The organism is Citrobacter sp. wls718 (assembly GCF_005280945.1).
Taxonomy (GTDB): domain Bacteria; phylum Pseudomonadota; class Gammaproteobacteria; order Enterobacterales; family Enterobacteriaceae; genus Citrobacter; species Citrobacter gillenii.
The window spans coordinates 30052-49726 of the sequence record NZ_SZWV01000020.1 but is presented as its reverse complement, the minus strand read 5'-3'; the positions used below and the strand labels follow the sequence as shown (position 1 = coordinate 49726).

Below are 19675 nucleotides of genomic sequence, written 5' to 3'. Positions count from 1 at the left end.
CATCATGCCCAAAAAGACAACGGCGCATGATGTTAATCATAAACGTCGGTGTCATCATGCGCTACGCTCTTTGACTCCATGACGTTTTTTTAGCCACGTATCCATAAATAGGTACTTCCATGTCGAGTAAGTTAGTACTGGTTCTGAACTGCGGTAGCTCCTCACTGAAATTTGCCATCATCGATGCAGTAAACGGTGAAGAATACCTTTCTGGTTTAGCCGAATGTTTCCATCTTCCAGAAGCACGTATCAAGTGGAAAATGGACGGCGGTAAACAAGAAGCGGCTTTAGGTGCAGGCGCCGCTCACAGTGAAGCGCTGAACTTCATCGTTAACACTATTCTGGCACAAAAACCGGAATTGTCCGCGCAATTGACTGCGATTGGTCACCGTATCGTACACGGCGGCGAGAAGTATACCAGCTCCGTGGTTATCGATGACTCCGTTATTCAGGGCATCAAAGATTCTGCCTCTTTCGCACCGCTGCACAACCCGGCTCACCTGATCGGTATTGCAGAAGCACTGAAATCTTTCCCTAATCTGAAAGACAAAAACGTGGCCGTGTTTGACACCGCGTTCCATCAGACTATGCCGGAAGAATCTTACCTCTACGCTCTGCCGTACAGCCTGTACAGAGAGCACGGTGTTCGTCGCTATGGCGCACACGGCACCAGCCACTTCTTCGTCACTCAAGAAGCGGCAAAAATGCTGAACAAACCGGTTGATGAACTGAACATCATCACTTGCCACCTGGGCAACGGTGGTTCTGTGTCTGCTATCCGTAACGGTAAATGTGTTGATACCTCCATGGGTCTGACCCCGCTGGAAGGTCTGGTGATGGGTACGCGTTCCGGTGACATCGACCCGGCGATTATCTTCCACCTGCACGACACCCTGGGCATGAGCGTTGACCAAATCAACAAAATGCTGACCAAAGAGTCTGGCCTGCTGGGCCTGACCGAAGTCACCAGCGACTGCCGCTATGTTGAAGACAACTACGAGACCAAAGAAGACGCTAAACGTGCAATGGACGTTTACTGTCACCGTCTGGCGAAATACATCGGTTCTTACACTGCACTGATGGACGGTCGTCTGGACGCCGTCGTCTTCACCGGTGGTATCGGTGAAAACGCCGCGATGGTTCGTGAACTGTCCCTGGGCAAACTGGGCGTTCTGGGCTTTGACGTTGACCACGAACGTAACCTGGCCGCACGTTTCGGCAAATCTGGTTTCATCAACAAAGAAGGTACCCGTCCTGCGGTGGTTATCCCAACCAACGAAGAACTGGTTATCGCGCAAGACGCGAGCCGTCTGACTGCCTGATTTCACACCGCCAGCCTAGCTGGCGGTGCTGTTTTGTAACCCGTCGAAATCGACGGTAACGAAAGAGGATAAACCGTGTCCCGTATTATTATGCTGATCCCTACCGGAACCAGCGTCGGTCTGACCAGCGTCAGCCTTGGCGTGATCCGTGCAATGGAACGTAAAGGCGTAAGTCTGAGCGTCTTTAAGCCGATCGCTCAACCGCGTGCCGGTGGCGATGCGCCAGACCAGACTACTGCGATTGTCCGTGCGAACTCGTCTCTGCCAGCCGCTGAGCCGCTGAAGATGAGCCACGTTGAGTCTCTGCTCTCCAGCAATCAGAAAGATGTGCTGATGGAAGAGATCATCGCAAACTACCACGCGAACACCAAAAATGCTGAAGTGGTGCTGGTTGAAGGCCTGGTCCCAACCCGTAAGCACCAGTTCGCTCAGTCTCTGAACTACGAAATTGCGAAAACGCTGAATGCAGAAATCGTCTTCGTAATGTCTCAGGGCACTGACACCCCGGAACAGCTGAACGAGCGTATTGAACTGACTCGCAGCAGCTTCGGCGGCGCTAAAAATACCAACATCACCGGCGTTATCGTTAACAAACTGAACGCACCGGTTGATGAGCAGGGCCGTACTCGCCCGGATCTGTCCGAAATTTTTGACGACTCCTCCAAAGCGAAAGTGGTTAAAGTTGACCCGGCTAAACTGCAAGAATCCAGCCCGCTGCCGGTTCTGGGCGCGGTGCCGTGGAGCTTTGATCTGATCGCCACTCGTGCAATCGATATGGCGCGTCACCTGAACGCCACCATCGTTAACGAAGGCGATATCAATACCCGTCGCGTGAAGTCTGTGACTTTCTGCGCACGCAGCATTCCGCACATGCTCGAGCATTTCCGTGCCGGTTCTCTGCTGGTGACCTCTGCCGATCGTCCTGACGTGCTGGTTGCAGCATGCCTAGCGGCAATGAACGGCGTAGAAATCGGTGCTCTGCTGCTGACTGGCGGTTACGAAATGGACGCGCGCATTACAAAACTGTGCGAACGTGCATTCGAAACCGGCCTGCCGGTATTCATGGTAAACACCAACACCTGGCAGACCTCCCTGAGCCTGCAGAGCTTCAACCTGGAAGTCCCGGTTGACGATCACGAGCGCATCGAGAAAGTTCAGGAATACGTTGCTAACTACATCAACGCTGACTGGGTTGAATCCCTGACTGCGACCTCTGAGCGCAGCCGTCGTCTGTCTCCGCCAGCGTTCCGCTACCAGCTGACCGAGCTGGCGCGTAAAGCAGGCAAACGCGTAGTTCTGCCAGAAGGCGACGAACCGCGTACTGTTAAAGCGGCAGCTATCTGTGCTGAACGTGGTATCGCGACCTGCGTACTGCTGGGTAACCCGGATGAAATCACCCGTGTTGCAGCGTCTCAGGGCGTTGAACTGGGCGCAGGCGTAGAAATCGTTGACCCGGATGTGGTTCGCGAAAGCTACGTGGCCCGCCTGGTCGAACTGCGTAAAAACAAAGGTATGACTGAAACCGTTGCCCGCGAACAGCTGGAAGACAACGTGGTTCTCGGTACCCTGATGCTGGAGCAGGACGACGTTGACGGCCTGGTTTCCGGTGCTGTTCACACCACCGCAAACACCATTCGCCCACCGCTGCAGCTGATCAAAACTGCACCGGGCAGCTCTCTGGTGTCTTCTGTGTTCTTCATGCTGCTGCCGGATCAGGTTTACGTTTACGGCGACTGCGCGATCAACCCGGATCCGACTGCAGAACAGCTGGCAGAAATCGCCATCCAGTCCGCAGACTCCGCAACGGCCTTCGGTATTGAACCTCGCGTAGCGATGCTCTCCTACTCTACCGGCACCTCTGGTGCAGGTAGCGACGTTGAGAAAGTCCGCGAAGCAACGCGTCTGGCTCAGGAAAAACGTCCAGACCTGATGATCGACGGTCCGCTGCAGTACGACGCCGCTGTTATGGCTGACGTTGCGAAATCTAAAGCGCCGAACTCTCCGGTTGCAGGTCGCGCTACCGTGTTCATCTTCCCGGATCTGAACACCGGTAACACCACCTACAAAGCGGTACAGCGTTCTGCCGACCTGATCTCCATCGGGCCGATGCTGCAGGGTATGCGCAAGCCGGTGAACGATCTGTCTCGTGGCGCGCTGGTAGACGATATCGTCTACACCATCGCACTGACCGCGATCCAGTCTTCCCAGCAACAGCAGTAATTTGCTGCGTGTGTCGGATAGTGGCGCCAAGCGCCTTATCCGGCCTACACATCATGCTCATGAAAGCCGGAAATAGCTGATATTTCCGGCTTTTTTATCTCCGCAATTGCAGTCGCAAATTCTGAAAATTTTGCTTAGCTGCGCTGCATCAATGAATAACTATTCTTCTCTTCTCATACTTAGTCTCTTTGCTTTGCAACAGGGATAGTCTGTCATGTCTGCAGTTACAGAATCACAATCCGCGAAAAAATGGGCTATGCCCGATACGCTGGTGATTATTTTTTTCGTCGCTATTTTAACCAGCCTGGCCACCTGGGTTGTTCCCGTCGGCATGTTCGACAGTCAAGAAGTGCAGTACCAGGTTGATGGGCAAACCAAAACCCGTAAAGTGGTCGATCCCCACTCTTTTCGCATTCTGACCAACGATGCCGGCGAAGAGCAGTATCACCGGGTGAAATTTTTCACCACCGGCGATGAAAGTCCCGGGCTGATGAATTTTCCGTTCGAAGGGTTAACCTCCGGCTCTAAATTCGGTACTGCCGTTGGCATCATTATGTTTATGCTGGTGATCGGCGGCGCGTTTGGCATTGTTATGCGCACCGGAACCATTGATAACGGCATCCTGGCGCTCATCCGCCATACCCGGGGTAACGAGGTCTTGTTCATCCCGGTGCTGTTTATCCTCTTCTCATTGGGTGGCGCGGTCTTTGGTATGGGAGAAGAGGCGGTCGCCTTTGCCATTATCATCGCCCCACTCATGGTGCGCTTAGGTTACGACAGTATTACCACCGTGCTGGTGACCTACATTGCCACCCAAATCGGCTTTGCCAGTTCATGGATGAACCCGTTCTGTGTGGTTGTCGCACAGGGCATTGCAGGCGTCCCGGTACTCTCCGGCTCTGGTTTGCGTATCGTGGTGTGGGTCGTTGCCACAATGATTGGCCTGACTTTTACGCTGGCCTACGCAACACGCATCAAGAAAAACCCCCTGCTATCCCGCGTTCATGAATCAGACCGTTTTTTCCGCGAACAGCAGGACGAGGTGGTAGAGCGACGCTTCACGCTGGGTGACTGGCTGGTACTGATCGTCCTCACTGCGGTAATGATCTGGGTTGTCTGGGGCGTTATCGTCAACGCATGGTTCATTCCTGAAATCGCCAGCCAGTTTTTCACTATGGGTCTGGTGATTGGCATTATCGGCGTTGTCTTCCGGCTCAACGGAATGACGGTTAACATCATGGCTTCCTCATTCATTGAGGGGGCACGCATGATGATTGCCCCGGCCCTGCTGGTCGGTTTTGCCAAGGGGATATTACTGCTGGTTGGTAATGGTGAGGCAGGCGATGCGAGTGTGCTGAATACCCTGCTGCACAGCATTGCCAACGGCATTAGCGGCCTGGACAATGCCATTGCGGCGTGGTTTATGCTGCTGTTCCAGGCGGTATTTAATTTCTTCGTCACTTCCGGTTCGGGCCAGGCAGCGCTCACTATGCCACTGTTAGCGCCTCTGGGCGATCTGGTCGGCGTAAACCGTCAGGTGACCGTGCTGGCCTTCCAGTTTGGTGACGGATTCAGCCACATTATCTATCCAACATCAGCATCATTAATGGCGACGTTAGGCGTTTGCCGGGTGGACTTCCGTAACTGGCTGAAGGTAGGTGCCACACTGCTGGGCCTGCTGTTTATTATGTCCAGCGTGGTGGTGATTGGTGCGCAGATAATGGGGTATCACTAATTCACAACGCCGGTTGGCGATGTCAAAGCGTGTCACCCGGCCTACCCGATTGCATTACTGGGTAGGCTGGATAAGCGGTGTTTACTCCGCCTCTTCCTGTTTTTCGGCTTTCGCCCCTTCATTCTTGGCGTTGCGGGTCATCCACAGCGCCAGCGCTTTCAGCGAGTCCGGTGTGAACTCATCACAGCGCGCGGTAATTTCTTCCGGCGTTAGCCAGCAGACTTCGCTAATTTCTTCTTCCTGCAGCGCGAACGGCCCGTGGGATACGCAGCTAAACAGCCCTCCCCATACGCGACAGTGTTGGTCCTCAAAATAAAACTGACCGTGTTCAGCAAACGGTACGCCTGCAATGCCCAACTCTTCTTCCGCTTCACGGCGGGCAGATTCAAGCATTTGCTCATCAGCCTGAACAACACCACCCGCGGTAGCATCCAGCATGCCGGGCAAAAAATCTTTTGTCTCGGTACGACGCTGAACCAGAATTTTGCCCATACCATCATGCACGACGATATACGTTGCGCGATGACGTAAGCGCTGCGCCCGCATTTGTTCACGGCTGGACTGTGCGATGACTTCATTGTCTTCATTCACAATATCCACCCATTCCGTACTTGCCAAACGATGCTGTTCCACCATCAGGAAACCTTCTTTTTTCTAGCGCTCTTACGGCGCGTTTACGTTTGTGGGGTAACTTACGGATTAATCTCGATCTGCGCAATGATACTTTGATCATTGAGTGCCATTACGCTGAGAACATTATCATCCAGAATCCCGTAACTTGCCGTAAAACCCCCTTTCGGAATACTGACCGAGCCGGGGTTAAAGTGGTAAATATCACCACGCTTTTCGGCAACCGGCAGATGCGTATGCCCATAAATCAGCACATCACCCGCATTCAGCGCCGGGAGGTTTTCCGGGCCATAAAGATGCCCATGCGTCAAAAAGAGCCGCTGATTATCCATCAGAACCTGCTGCCATGGCGCAGTTATTGGAAAATGCAGGAGCATCTGATCCACTTCGCTATCACAATTACCGCGTACCGCAATAATACGTGACGCCAGCGCGTTCAAGCGGTCAGCAACCTGTGCAGGTGCATAACCTTGTGGCAGCGCATTACGCGGTCCGTGGTTTAAAATATCACCCAATATCACCAGCCATCGCGCCCCGCTTTGGGCAAACAGTTCAAGTACGCGCTCCGTGGCTGGCAACGACCCATGAATGTCCGATGCGAACATCAGCTTCATCACTCACTCCTCGTCGTATAATACCGTTTAATGATACTGGATTATCGCTCGATTATCAGCAGGAACGCTTCGCTGAAAGCGCGATAAAACGTTGTACCGAAGCCCGCTGCCACTGGAAGGTGGCGTAGTCTGCTAACGCCTGTGGAACGTCATCTCCGTTTAGCACCAGACGATTAAGCATTAGCGCTAAATCACAATCTGCGATACACCATTCGCCAAATAAATTTTGTTTCCCATGAGCAAGCAAACTTCCCGCCGTGGCGAACAATTTTTCTGCGCTGGCTTTACCCGCTTCACTCAACGGCGCTTTCTTCACCCCGGCAAACACAACGTCCGTGGAACGTTCTTCACGAATAGGCATCAGATCGCTGCGGATCCACGCCTGAACCTGGCGGGCACGCGCGCGTTTTTGCACATCATGTGGATAGATGCGTTCCCACTGCGGCGGCGAGAAGGTCTCTTCCAGGAACTCGGCAATCGCCGATGATTCGCTCAATTCAAAACCGTCAATCTCAAGAACCGGGACGCGACGCGTCAGCGCATATCCTTGCCAGGCGGGTTGTAAATGCTCGCCCGCACTGAGATCAACGGTTTTCAGCGTAAAAGGCAGCCCTTTCTCCTGTAGCGCAACGTAAACAGACAACACATAGGGGGAGAAAAAGTTGGCATCTGACCACAGCGTAATTGCAGGTTTGCTCATAATGACCTCGGGATTGGATTGGCTAGCTTTCAAAATATAGAGTCTTTCTCACCCTGTCACTTGATGAAAACTCACGCACGCCAACAGGCTCTATACTTGTCATGACCCGGTTCATCACTCAACGGACGCTGAAAATGATCGACCTCTACTACACACCAACGCCCAACGGTCACAAAATCACGCTGTTTCTCGAAGAGGCGCAGTTGAAATACCGTCTGATTCCTGTCGATATCAGCAAAGGGAATCAATTTCATCCGGATTTTCTGCAGATCTCGCCGAACAATAAAATCCCGGCCATTATCGATAACGCCCCGGAGGACGGCGGTAAGCCGCTCAGCCTGTTTGAATCGGGTGAAATTTTGCTGTATCTGGCGGAGAAGAGCGGCAAGCTGCTCAGCGGTGAATTACGCGAACGCCACACCACGTTGCAGTGGCTGTTCTGGCAGGTGAGCGGTCTGGGTCCCATGTTGGGCCAGAATCATCATTTTAATCATTTTGCCCCCCAAACCATCCCTTACGCCATTGAGCGCTATCAGGTTGAAACTCAGCGTCTGTACAACGTGATGAACAAACGTCTGGAAATGTCCCCCTGGTTAGGTGGCGATCACTACAGCATTGCGGATATTGCTTGCTGGCCGTGGATTCATGCTCATCAGCGTCAGCGTATCGACCTCGATACCTATCCGGCGGTTAATAACTGGTACGAACGCATTCGTACCCGTCCCGCCACGGAACGTGCGCTGCAGCACGCGCCGAGTGAGAACCGGTAACGCGATTCGATTCTCGTGTATCATTAAGAGGTTCATACATGGAGGAAACCTGCAATGTCACAACCTGACGCAATTATTCGTATAAAAAACCTTCGTCTGCGCACGTTTATTGGCATCAAAGAAGAGGAGATCCTGAACCGTCAGGATATCGTCATTAACATCGCCATCCACTACCCGGCAGACAAAGCCCGCGCCAGCGAAGATATCAACGATGCGTTGAATTATCGCACCATTACCAAGAGCATTATTTCGCACGTAGAGAGTAACCGCTTCTCATTGTTAGAAAAATTAACCCAAGATGTGCTCGATATCGCACGCGAACATCACTGGGTCACTTATGCTGAAGTAGAGATCGATAAACTTCACGCATTGCGTTACGCCGACTCCGTGTCCATGACGCTGAGCTGGCAGCGCTAATCGTTATCCGGGAGGCAACATGCAGATTCTGATTACCGGTGGTACTGGCCTGATTGGACGCCATCTGATCCCCCGCTTGCTGGAATTGGGGCATCAGATAAGCGTTGTAACACGTACCCCTGATAAGGCCCGTCAGATTCTGGACTCCCGGGTTACGCTGTGGAAAGGGCTGGAGGACAGGCCCAACCTCAATGGGATCGACGCGATTGTTAACCTTGCCGGAGAGCCCATCGCCGATAAGCGCTGGACGGCTGAGCAAAAGGAGCGTTTGTGCCAAAGTCGCTGGGGTATCACCCAGAAACTGGTCGATTTAATCAACGCCAGCGATACGCCACCGACGGCGTTGATCTCAGGTTCGGCTGCCGGATACTACGGTGACTTAGGTGAAGTCGTCGTCACGGAAGAAGAACCGCCGCACAATGAATTTACCCATAAGCTCTGCGCCCGGTGGGAGCAAATTGCCTGCGGCGCGCAAAGCGATAACACGCGCGTATGCCTGCTGCGTACCGGTGTCGTACTGGCACCTGCGGGCGGTATCCTCGGAAAAATGGTTCCGCCGTTTCGCCTTGGTCTGGGCGGCCCCATCGGTAACGGACGTCAGTATCTGGCCTGGATCCATATTGATGATATGGTCAATGCGATCATCTGGCTGCTGGATAACGATTTGCGTGGCCCATTCAATATGGTCTCGCCGTACCCGGTGCGTAATGAGCAATTTGCCCATGCGCTGGGCCATGCGCTGAATCGCCCTGCTGTCTTACGCGTTCCCGCAACCGCAATGCGCTTGCTGATGGGGGAATCCTCGGTGCTGGTTCTCGGCGGTCAGCGCGCATTACCTAAGCGGCTGGAAGCGTCTGGTTTTGCGTTTCGCTGGTATGATTTAGAGGAAGCACTGGCCGACGTCATTCGATAAGCGCGAAGACTGTTCACTGTCGCCATTACGGTGGTAAGGTTATAAGCCTGACTTCTGTAATGGCGAATTTATGGCGATAATTACCACCCCGCGACTTATCCTCTCCCCGTTTCAACCGACTGACTGGCCGTTTTTCCTGCGACTACGCGAAAACCCGGACATCATGCGCTTTATGGGCACTATCTCCCCGATAAAAGAAACACGCCTGCTGTTCGCCCGGCGCCTTAATGCACCCCATACGTTTGTCATCCGCCAACATCATGACACGACTCCGCTCGGTGATATTGGTTTGCAGATTAGTCATCACTTTCCGCAAGAGGCTGATATTGGCTATTGCATTATTTCACGCGCTCAGGGAAAAGGGATTGCCAGTGAAGCGGTACGCGCGGTGTGCGACTATGCCTTTGAACACGCTGGCGTAATGGCGATAAACGCGTGGGTGCTGGCGGACAACAAAGGCTCGATACGCATACTGGAAAAGACCGGTTTTGTGCGCACACAGGTGCTCGAGCAAGCCTATGAAGTGAATGGTGTGCATTATGACGACTGGGGTTATCGTCTGGAGTGCGGGAAGCCGAAGGCCCGGTAAGCAACAAAAGCGCCACCGGGCAATCAAGCGCTTATTTCAGCGATCCTTTAAGGAACTGCTGTAAACGTGGACTTTGCGGATTACCGAAGACCTGCTCCGGATCACCTTCTTCTTCAATTTTCCCCTGATGCAGGAAAATCACGTGCGTGGAGACATGACGGGCAAACCCCATTTCGTGGGTGACGACCACCATGGTTTTCCCCTCTTCGGCCAGCTGTTGCATGATACGCAATACTTCCCCCACCAGCTCTGGGTCAAGCGCTGACGTCGGTTCATCAAACAGCAGAACCTCCGGCTCCATAGCCAGCGCGCGCGCAATGGAGACACGCTGCTGCTGACCACCGGACAGGTGCACCGGATACTTACCCTGAGCGCGTTCATCAATACCCACTTTAGCCAGATATTTCACCGCACGCTCGCGGGCTTCCTGCTTGTTCAGCCCTAATACCTGAATCGGCGCTTCCATGACGTTTTCCAGCACCGTCATGTGGCTCCACAGGTTAAAGTGTTGAAAGACCATGGTCAGGCGCGTACGCAGCAGGCGCAGCTGATTTTTGTCCGCCACCTTGAGCTGACCGTCTTTGTCACGGACCAGGCCAATGTTCTGACCGCTGACCACAATCGACCCGGCGCTCGGTTTTTCAAGAAAGTTAATACAGCGCAGGAACGTACTTTTGCCAGAGCCTGACGAGCCGATAATACTGATCACATCACCCGCATTGGCCTGCAGCGATACCCCTTTCAGCACTTCATGTTCGCCGTAGTGTTTGTGTAAATCGATAACGTTTAATTTATTCTCAGACATCATGTTCTCAGTGCGTCGAAGGTTTTACATGCTGCAACCAGCGTTTTTCCGCTTTACGGAACAGACTGATCAGGACATACGAAATCATCAAATACAGCACGGCGGCAATACCGAAGGCGGTAAACGGCTGGTAGGTCGCCGAGTTGATATCGCGGGCAATTTTCAACAAATCCGGTACCGTGGCAGTAAAGGCCAGCGCCGTTGAGTGCAGCATTAAAATAACCTCATTGCTGTACGCAGGCAGCGCAATACGCAATGCGGAGGGCAAAATAATGCAGCGATACATCTTGAATGAAGAAAAACCGTAAGCGCGCGCGGCTTCAATCTCACCATGAGGCACCGAACGAATCGCCCCGGCAAAGATCTCGGTGGTATAGGCGCAGGTATTCAGCGTTAATGCCAGCACGGTGCAATTCAGCCCGCTGCGGAAAAACGCGTTGAGAAGGTCCGTCCCTTTGACAATTTCCAGCGTGTACATCCCGGAATAAAACACCAGTAGCTGAACGTAAAGCGGCGTGCCACGGAAAATATAGGTAAATAGCCAAATGGGGAACTGGATAAACTTATTGCTGGATACGCGACCAATCGCCAAAAACAGCGCCAGAATGCCGCCCATCACTACGGATGAAATCAGCAACCACAGGGTGATCGCTACGCCGGTAAAGCGATAGCCGTCGGTCCACAGCAGGGATTTCCAGTACTCCTGAATAATCTCAATCACAGGTCAGCCCTCTTCACACCCACAGAGTAGCGGCGCTCAAGGTACAGCAGCACACCATTAGACACGGTGGTAAACACCAGATAGATAAGCCCGCACACGACGGCAAAATAGAATGGCTCCCAGGTACTCTTCCCGGCAAGCTGCGTCGCTTTCACTACGTCTTCCAGTCCGAGCAGCGAAACCAGCGCCGTCGCCTTCAAAATGACCTGCCAGTTATTGCCAATCCCCGGCAGCGCGTAGCGCATCATCGCCGGGAACATAATCCGGCGAAAAATCTGCGAAGAGGTAAACCCAAACGCCGTCGCCGCTTCAATATGGCCTCTTGGAACCGCCATAAACGCGCCACGGAACGTTTCAGTAAAATAGGCCCCGTAGATAAAACCGAGCGTGATAATCCCCGCCACCATCGGATCAATATCAATCTGGCTGATACCAACCGCGTCAGTGACCGTGTTCAGTGCGATTTGTAATCCGTAGAAAATGAGCAACATCAAGACGAGATCGGGTACCCCACGGATCAACGTCGTGTACCCTTCGAAAATCAGCGCCATTGCCCGGCTTTGCGACAGCTTTGCGCCCGCGCCGACAAGGCCTATCAGAACCGCCAGAACCACCGAGCTAAGAGCAAGCTCAAGCGTCACGATTGCGCCCTGTAAAATAACACCTGAAAAGCCATACAACATGCTGCCTGTCCTGTCGTGTGTGGTGAAGTAAGAAGCCTCTTTTGATTTCAGACAAACTGTTAAATGCCGGATGGCGGCGTTGCCTTATCCGGCCTACAAAATCGCTGTAGGCCTGATAAGCGCAGCGCCATCAGGCATAAATTCAACACGTCAAAAATCTACGGGCTTTATCAGCACCAGCGGTGATTAACCGCCATAAACATCAAAATCAAAGTACTTTTTCGCCAGCTTCTCGTAAGTTCCGTCAGCGCGCATTTCTGCAAACGCTTTATTCAGTGCTTCGCGCAGTTCGTTATCCTCTTTGCGCAGCCCCATACCGGTACCCACTCCGAACAATTTCTCGTCTTTCACAGACGGGCCGCCGAATTTGTAATCTTTGCCTACCGGCTGCTTCAGGAAACCTTCGCTGGCCGCAACTTCATCCTGGAACGCGGCGTCAATACGCCCGGCCGTCAGGTCAGAGTAGATATTGTCCTGCCCCTGATAGGAGACAATTTCAATACCTTTCGGCGCCCAGTGTTCATTGCCAAACGTTTCCTGAGTCGTGCCCTGCAGTACACCGACACGCTTGCCTTTCAGCGATTCAATGGTCGGCTGGATAGCCGAATCTTTCGCAACCACCAGACGAGAGTCTGCTGCATAAAGCTTGTCGGTAAAGGCGATTTCCTGCTGACGTTTTTCAGTGATCGAAAGTGACGACATGATGGCATCAATTTTCTTCGCTTTTAACGAAGGGATCAGCGCATCCAGCGGGTTTTCAACGAAGGTACATTGTGTATTAATACGCTTGCACAGTTCTTTTGCCAGATCGATGTCAAAACCGACTAATTCACCCTGCGAATTTTTCGATTCAAACGGGGCATAAGTGGGGTCGGTACCGATCCGCACTTTTTGCGGAATAGCGGCAAATGCTGCGGTAGCACTGGAGAACGCCAGAACCAGAGAAAGAGACAACACCAGTTTTTTCATAACTATCCTCAACAGACTGTCTTTTATAGGGGATCTTTACAGGACCAGGTGCAGTTATCGTGCCATTAATCAGGCCAACATGGCAAAGCATTCTGCCCTGTTGGCGGTATTTTTTTGCATGAAAAGCGCTTAAGTATGCATTCATGCTCATTATGTCAGCGATAAAAGCACCAAAATAGTGCACTGTAACTATCATGCACCGTAATCGTTCCCCGTTACGGTGCAATCGCTTCCCGTATTGGCGTATTAGTCGCCGTAGACATTAAAGGCAAAGTACTTTTTCGCCATTTTGTCGTAAGTCCCATCCTGACGCAGTTCGCCGAGCGCTTTATTAAAGGCCGCTTTCAGCTCTGCGTCATCTTTGCGTAAGCCAATCCCGGTTCCGTCACCAAAGTACTTTTTGTCTTTTACCGAAGGACCCGCAAAATCGTAGTCCTTGCCCGCAGGCTGTTTCAGGAATCCTTCGCTAGCCGCAACTTCATCCTGCAACGCGGCATCCAGACGTCCTGCCGTCAGGTCAGAATAGATAAGATCCTGGTTCGCATAGGCCACCACATCCACGCCTTTGCTGCGCCAGGTATCGTTAGCATAGGCTTCTTGGGTTGAGCCTTGCAGTACGCCAACATGTTTTCCCTTCAGCGAATCAAGGGTCGGTTGGATCGGGGAACCCTTCGCAGCAATCAGACGTGAGTCTGCGGCGTAAAGTTTGTCTGAGAACGCGATTTCTTGCTGGCGCTTTTCGGTAATAGACAGAGAGGAGATAATGGCATCAATTTTCTTCGCTTTCAGAGAGGGGATCAGCGCATCAAAGTCACTGGCAACCCAGGTACATTTGATCTGCATACGCTTACACATCTCATTGCCGAGATCGATATCAAACCCGACAAAATCCCCTTTGGCATCTTTAGAGGAAAAAGGGGCGTAGGTGGTATCTGTACCAATACGAACTGTCTGCGGAAGCGCTGCGTAGCTGGCCGCGGTGGCGGAAAGTCCTACCAGCAATGACAAAGCAAGTACCGTCTTCTTCATACATAACCCTCAAGTGGCGAAATTTTATTATGTTTTACGTTGTGTTGTGTGTTTGCAGACTTTTTCATGCAGGTCTTATGCCATTTTCGCGTCGATGAGGATATTCGACGTTAAATATGTTAATAAAACGTTGCAATATTGTCCTGATTTTGAAGATAGCAGGTATGACGGTTGAACCGCAGCGTTTCGTTACGTTTTAACGAATTAAATGTTGAGGATATGATCGCGGTTACAAAATTGCCCTGAAACAGGGCAAGGAATGCAGATATGCACGCTGGCGGAGCGGCTTATGCCCCCTGCCAGCGGGTAAACAGATCGTGTGGGAGAGCAATGTCGAACTGGTCGAGTACACGGTTAACCGTTTGATTAATCACATCATCAAGTGTCTGGGGACGATGATAAAACGCCGGAACCGGCGGCATAATTACCGCGCCTATTTCCGCCGCCTGGGTCATCAATCGCAGATGCCCCAGATGTAGCGGTGTCTCACGTACGCACAGCACCAGTGGACGACGCTCTTTCAGCACCACGTCAGCGGCGCGGGTCAACAGCCCATCGGTATAACTGTGGACGATACCGGAGAGTGTTTTAATGGAACAAGGCAGAATGACCATCCCCGCCGTCTGGAATGAACCAGATGAAATACTGGCGGCGATATCACGCGCGTCGTGATTCACATTGGCTAATGCCTGCACCTCACGTACGGACAGATCGGTTTCCAGCGCCAGGGTCTGACGTGCCGCCGCACTCATTACCAGATGGGTTTCCACATCAGCAACGTCACGCAAAACCTGTAACAGCCGCACGCCATAAATTGCACCGCTGGCGCCAGAAATACCAATGATGAGTCGTTTCACTGTGAGAGCCCTTTGTTCTTCATGGCGTGACTGTGCCGGATTACCGCGTAGGGTGCAACTGTGAATGTGCAGTCGCACTCAGCGAGCTTTCGCGGATCACCAGCCGCACCGGCAGCAGTAAATTTCGCTCATGTTGCTCGCTGAGCAGTAAACGAAACGCATCTCGCCCAAGCTCGCGCTTATCTACCGCCACAGTGGTTAACGCCGGATGCGCCCAGGCAGCGGCATCGATGTCATCAAAGCCAACAATCGCGATATCTTGCGGCACGTTGAGCCCCTTACGCGCGCAGACGCGCATCGCCACCAGCGCGGCAATATCGTTATAGGCAAAGATAGCATCCGGCGGCTGCGGCAGAGCTAACAGTTTGTCCATGCCCTCGACCAGCGCCTGTTCAATATCTTTGACCGGCGGTGCTTCAACACGATATTCCGCGGGTAAAGACAGCCCGGCGTCAAATAACGCCTGCTGATATCCTTCTACGCGCTGGCGGATACTGTAATGGCGTTGCGAATGGCCGAGAAACGCAATGCGTTTGCGCCCTTGTTCAAGCAGATGCCGTGTCGCAATGAAGCCCCCATGAAAGTTATCCGGATTGACGCAGGGAAAATCCGCTGCCCACAGATCCACCAGCGTGACCGGCAGTGCCAGTTTACGCAGCTCGACCAGAGTTTCCGTTTCCAGATACCCTGCGGCAATCAGCGCGTCAGGCTGATGCAAATTAATGAGTTCAGCCAGCGAATCTTCCGGGCCAATCGGCAAGAAACTCATCGCAATATCGTTTTCCCGGCAGGCGTCAGCCACCCCAAGCATCACGCTGGAATAGAACGGCAATGCACTGGCTATATTGTGCTCGCGGTGCAGCAGAAACAGCAGCCGCTTAATGCGGCCACTGCGCAAACGACCGAAATCGTAACCTTCAGACTCGGCAATCGCCAGTATCCGCTGTCGGGTCTCTTCGCTCAGTCCTGGCTGCCCTTTCAGGGCCCGGGACACGGCGGCAATCGACACACCGCACGCCATTGCAATATCTTTGATTCGGGTCTTGTTTGCCATTCCGTTCGTTTTTACCTGTCACGCGTGGTTAAGTCGATGTCGGGTTCCTTAAGCGCTAAGAATACCACTAACGCGCCAATGATTAACTCTCCCTCATTTCCCTACAGAATAACTAACAGAACCACTAATGGCGCCTCCCACCGCCAACATCGTGACACCGATCACTATAAAATAATTATTTCTAGTAAAAACCAGGATCATTTTCACAGAGAAAGAAAACCGTCATATACCGAAATACCCGTACAGCCCTATGCTCAGAACCGTTACATCTTTAGTAAAAACTGTCAGAGATAAGCCGTAATGACTTTTTAAATCATCCCCCCTTGTTCGAGGATTGGTTATGACAATTGCTGATAACCTGGATTCTGATGCACAAACCGTTGATGCGGGAGAAACGCTCTCAACCCGCGAAAAGATAGGCTATGGATTAGGCGATGCTGGTGGACACTGCATCTCAGATTTAATAAGCGGCTTTTTACTTTTTTTCTACACCGACGTGTTCGGGCTTAGCCCGGCCATCGTCGGGGCAATGTTTTTTGTTCTACGCATATTCGACGCCGTCTCTGACCCTGTGATGGGCGTGGTTGCCGACCGAACCCGCAGTCGCTGGGGGCGCTTTCGTCCGTGGCAATTATGGACAGCCGTTCCCTTGGGCATTATCGGTATCCTGACCTTTACCGTCCCGGATATCAGCCCCAACATGAAAATCGCCTGGGCATTCGGTACCTACTTCCTGCTTTCCCTGGGCTATACCGCCAACAATGTGCCCTACTGTGCGCTGATAAACGCCGTCACGAACCGCCACGATCAGGTGATGTCGTGTCAGTCCTGGCGTTTTGTATTAAGCGGTATTGCCGGCTTTCTGGTTGCGGTCGGTCTGCCGTGGATGGTGGAATTCTTTGGTCAGGGCAATCTGGCCAAAGGTTATCAATATGGCGTCACCGTACTGTGCTGCGTGGGCATGGTGATGTTTTTACTGTGCTTCTTGTGGGTGAAAGAACGCGTACCGCTGTCGCTGGTCGGCAAATTTACCCTGCGTGAGCATCTGGCCGGGCTGCGTAAAAACGATCAGTTACTGATGATGCTGGTGATGTCCTTCCTGCTGGTGAATATCCTGTGTATTCGCGGCGGCGGCTACATGTACTTTATTTCGTATGTTCTGCAGGGCAGCGCCGGGTTTATGTCGCTGTTTTTCGGTGTACTGACAGTGGCGGGCATTTTAGGCGCGATCATCGTTAATCCCCTCTCGCGGCGTTTCGATATGGTGCGCTTGTATATCTGCACCAACCTGATTCTGGTGGTATTTGGCATTGCGATGTGGTTCCTGCCAACCGGAGCTGATTACCGCATGCTGTGGCTGGGCTGCATTGCACTAAACGGCGTGATCCTCGGCTTCACCCTCCCCCTGCACTTCTCAATCATGGCCTTCGCCGACGACTACGGCGAATGGAAAAACGGCGTGCGCTCATCCGGGATGAACTTCGCTTTTAATCTGTTTTTCATCAAGCTCTCGTGGGCATCTTCCGGCGGCATTATCAGTATTCTGCTGATCATGGTGGCCTACCAGCCAGGTCTTGAAAATCAGACCGCAGCCTCTCTTCAGGGCATCACCCTATTGCAAAGCATTGTGCCGGCCATTTTCCACCTCGCACTGGCGCTGTGCCTGCTCAAATGCCGCCTCAATGGCCCGATGATGCAGCGTATTTCAACCGATCTTCACCAACGACATTCACACATTTCCTGAGGTATACATGATGCAGTCTGCTGTGATTGAAGCCGATCTCAACCGAATCACCATCACCGATCCATTTCTGGGTGAATACCAACGCTTGATTCGCGACGTAGTGATCCCGTACCAATGGGAAGCACTGAACGACACGATTCCCGAGGCAGAACCCAGCCACGCGCTGGCTAACTACCGCATCGCCGCCGGTCTGGAACACGGCGAGTTTTACGGCATGGTCTTCCAGGACAGCGATGTCACCAAATGGCTGGAAGCCGTAGCCTGGTCGCTGTGCCAGAAGCCAGATGCAGTGCTTGAAAAAACTGCCGACGAGGTGATTGAGCTGCTGGCTCAGGCGCAGTGTGACGACGGCTATCTCAACACCTGGTATACCGTAAAGGAGCCAGGACTGCGCTGGACCAACGTCGCCGAATGCCACGAGCTCTACTGCGCCGGACACCTGTTTGAAGCGGCAGTCGCCTTCTTCAACGCCACCGGAAAACGTCGACTGCTGAACATCGCTTGTCGCTTTGCCGATCACATCGACACGGTGTTTGGTCCCAAAGAAGGCCAACTGCGCGGCTATCCTGGGCACCCGGAAATCGAGCTGGCGTTGATGCGTCTGTATGAAGTCACTCAGGAACCGCGCTACCAGGCGCTGGCCTGCTATTTCGTCGAGGAACGTGGCAAACAACCCTACTATTACGATATTGAGTTCGAAAAACGCGGCGGTACCCGACACTGGGTTGGTTGGGGCGACGCCTGGCCGGGAATGATCAAAGACAAAACATACACCCATGCGCACAAACCGCTCGCTGAACAGCATGAAGCGGTCGGTCATGCAGTGCGGTCGGTGTATCTGATGACCGGACTGGCGCACATTGCCCGTATCACCCAGGATGAAGAGAAGCGCCAAACCTGCCTGCGCATCTGGAACAATATGGTGCAGCGGCGGATGTACATCACCGGCGGTATCGGCTCGCAGGGCATCGGCGAGGCCTTTACCAGCGACTACGATTTACCGAACGACACCGCTTACGGCGAAAGCTGCGCCTCCATCGGCCTGATGATGTTCGCCCGCCGCATGCTGGAAATGGAAGGTGATGCGCACTACGCCGACGTCATGGAGCGTGCGTTTTACAATACGGTGTTGGGTGGAATGGCGCTGGACGGGAAGCACTTCTTCTACGTCAATCCGCTGGAGACGTACCCGAAAAGTATTCCACATAACCATATTTACGATCACATTAAGCCGGTGCGCCAGCGCTGGTTCGGCTGCGCCTGCTGCCCACCGAATATCGCCCGCACGCTGGTCGCCATTGGTCACTATATTTTCACCCCGCGACCGGACGTGCTGTTTATCAACTTCTACGCCGGGAGCGGAGCGCAGTTCAGCGTAAAAGACCAGACCCTGGCGCTGAACATTAGCGGTAACTATCCATGGGATGAGCGGGTCACTATTCACTTTAGCCAGCCAAAGACCGTTGAACATACCGTCGCGCTACGTCTACCGGCGTGGTGCGAAACACCGCACGTGCAGGTCAACGGAGAAACGGCACAAGGCAGAGTGATTAAGGGCTATCTGCATCTGCGCCGTCAGTGGCAGCAAGGTGACATCATTACCCTGAACCTGCCGATGACGGTCCGTCGCGTTTACGCTAACCCACTGGTGCGCCACGCTGCGGGCAAGGTCGCTATTCAGCGCGGGCCGCTGGTGTACTGTCTGGAACAGGCGGATAACGGCGCTGAGTTGCATAACCTGTCGCTGCCAAAAGCAAGCGAGCTGCGTGAAATTCAGGGCGTCGGAGTGCTGAAGGGCAAAGTGTTGCTGCAAGCTGAAGGGCTGCGCGTGTTGACCGCTGAGAGTGACAAGCCGCTGTACAGCTTTGATAACCGTCAGACAACGGTCGAAAAGCAGACCTTA

General features: G+C 53.0%; 19 protein-coding genes. 9 read left to right on the top strand and 10 right to left on the bottom strand.

The genetic code is table 11. From position 1 onward, the window contains the following. Nucleotides 1–119: 119 nt before the first annotated feature. The 3 genes from ackA (at nt 120) to yfcC (ending at nt 5277) form a co-directional block, all read left to right on the top strand. Complete coding sequence (ackA, locus tag FDW95_RS03765) at nt 120–1322, top strand: acetate kinase (protein WP_115257905.1); 1203 nt, start codon at nt 120–122, stop codon at nt 1320–1322. 75 nt (nt 1323–1397) lie between these two features. Next, a complete protein-coding gene (gene pta, locus FDW95_RS03760) occupies nt 1398–3542 on the top strand; it encodes a phosphate acetyltransferase (protein WP_096756363.1) in 2145 nt (714 codons plus the stop codon). 214 nt (nt 3543–3756) lie between these two features. After that, nucleotides 3757–5277, top strand: a complete 1521-nt coding sequence (gene yfcC, locus FDW95_RS03755; RefSeq protein ID WP_115257903.1) for a putative basic amino acid antiporter YfcC — start codon at nt 3757–3759, stop codon at nt 5275–5277. Between the two features lie 81 nt (nt 5278–5358). Here yfcC and yfcD read toward each other — a convergent pair whose 3' ends face one another. The 3 genes from yfcD to yfcF are packed head-to-tail and all read right to left on the bottom strand — an operon-like array spanning nt 5359 to nt 7221. Next, nucleotides 5359–5913, bottom strand: coding sequence for an NUDIX hydrolase YfcD (gene yfcD / locus FDW95_RS03750; RefSeq protein ID WP_096756361.1), 555 nt, complete (start codon nt 5911–5913; stop codon nt 5359–5361). Between the two features lie 56 nt (nt 5914–5969). Continuing rightward, complete coding sequence (gene yfcE / locus FDW95_RS03745; protein ID WP_115257902.1) at nt 5970–6521, bottom strand: phosphodiesterase; 552 nt, start codon at nt 6519–6521, stop codon at nt 5970–5972. Between the two features lie 55 nt (nt 6522–6576). Continuing rightward, nucleotides 6577–7221, bottom strand: coding sequence for a glutathione transferase (yfcF, locus tag FDW95_RS03740; protein WP_115257901.1), 645 nt, complete (start codon nt 7219–7221; stop codon nt 6577–6579). A gap of 134 nt (nt 7222–7355) precedes the next feature. Here yfcF and yfcG point away from each other — a divergent pair, with 134 nt between their 5' ends. The 4 genes from yfcG (at nt 7356) to FDW95_RS03720 (ending at nt 9910) form a co-directional block, all read left to right on the top strand. Further along, entirely contained in the window at nt 7356–7991 is a 636-nt protein-coding gene (yfcG, locus tag FDW95_RS03735; protein WP_115259916.1) for a GSH-dependent disulfide bond oxidoreductase, read from the top strand. A gap of 54 nt (nt 7992–8045) precedes the next feature. Beyond that, the gene (folX, locus tag FDW95_RS03730; protein ID WP_096756358.1) at nt 8046–8408 is read left to right on the top strand and encodes a dihydroneopterin triphosphate 2'-epimerase; all 363 of its coding nucleotides are present in this window, start codon (nt 8046–8048) and stop codon (nt 8406–8408) included. A gap of 19 nt (nt 8409–8427) precedes the next feature. Further along, on the top strand, nt 8428–9321 hold the full coding sequence (locus tag FDW95_RS03725) for a TIGR01777 family oxidoreductase (protein WP_096756357.1): 894 nt from the start codon (nt 8428–8430) through the stop codon (nt 9319–9321). A gap of 70 nt (nt 9322–9391) precedes the next feature. After that, nucleotides 9392–9910, top strand: coding sequence for a GNAT family N-acetyltransferase (locus tag FDW95_RS03720; protein ID WP_115257900.1), 519 nt, complete (start codon nt 9392–9394; stop codon nt 9908–9910). Nucleotides 9911–9941: 31 nt separating this feature from the next. Here FDW95_RS03720 and hisP read toward each other — a convergent pair whose 3' ends face one another. From hisP to FDW95_RS03685, 7 genes are all read right to left on the bottom strand, one after another. Next, nucleotides 9942–10715, bottom strand: a complete 774-nt coding sequence (hisP, locus tag FDW95_RS03715) for a histidine ABC transporter ATP-binding protein HisP (RefSeq protein ID WP_096756355.1) — start codon at nt 10713–10715, stop codon at nt 9942–9944. Between the two features lie 7 nt (nt 10716–10722). Continuing rightward, nucleotides 10723–11436 carry a histidine ABC transporter permease HisM gene (hisM, locus tag FDW95_RS03710; RefSeq protein WP_096756354.1) on the bottom strand — a complete coding sequence of 238 codons (714 nt, stop codon included), beginning with the start codon at nt 11434–11436 and terminating at the stop codon, nt 10723–10725. Continuing rightward, nucleotides 11433–12119: a histidine ABC transporter permease HisQ gene (locus FDW95_RS03705; protein ID WP_096756353.1), complete on the bottom strand. Its 687-nt coding sequence runs from the start codon at nt 12117–12119 to the stop codon at nt 11433–11435. The genes hisM and FDW95_RS03705 overlap by 4 nt, the downstream gene beginning before the upstream one ends. A gap of 186 nt (nt 12120–12305) precedes the next feature. After that, nucleotides 12306–13088 carry a histidine ABC transporter substrate-binding protein HisJ gene (gene hisJ, locus FDW95_RS03700; protein WP_096756352.1) on the bottom strand — a complete coding sequence of 261 codons (783 nt, stop codon included), beginning with the start codon at nt 13086–13088 and terminating at the stop codon, nt 12306–12308. 246 nt (nt 13089–13334) lie between these two features. Next, nucleotides 13335–14117: a lysine/arginine/ornithine ABC transporter substrate-binding protein ArgT gene (gene argT, locus FDW95_RS03695; protein ID WP_096756351.1), complete on the bottom strand. Its 783-nt coding sequence runs from the start codon at nt 14115–14117 to the stop codon at nt 13335–13337. A 287-nt stretch (nt 14118–14404) separates the two neighbouring features. Further along, entirely contained in the window at nt 14405–14974 is a 570-nt protein-coding gene (locus FDW95_RS03690) for a UbiX family flavin prenyltransferase (RefSeq protein WP_096756350.1), read from the bottom strand. A gap of 40 nt (nt 14975–15014) precedes the next feature. Next, nucleotides 15015–16028: a LacI family DNA-binding transcriptional regulator gene (locus FDW95_RS03685; protein WP_115257899.1), complete on the bottom strand. Its 1014-nt coding sequence runs from the start codon at nt 16026–16028 to the stop codon at nt 15015–15017. Between the two features lie 340 nt (nt 16029–16368). Here FDW95_RS03685 and FDW95_RS03680 point away from each other — a divergent pair, with 340 nt between their 5' ends. After that, on the top strand, nt 16369–17772 hold the full coding sequence (locus FDW95_RS03680) for an MFS transporter (RefSeq protein WP_115257898.1): 1404 nt from the start codon (nt 16369–16371) through the stop codon (nt 17770–17772). Between the two features lie 7 nt (nt 17773–17779). Continuing rightward, the coding region (locus FDW95_RS03675) for a beta-L-arabinofuranosidase domain-containing protein (RefSeq protein WP_249358905.1) at nt 17780–19675 on the top strand (1896 nt) is incomplete at its 3' end.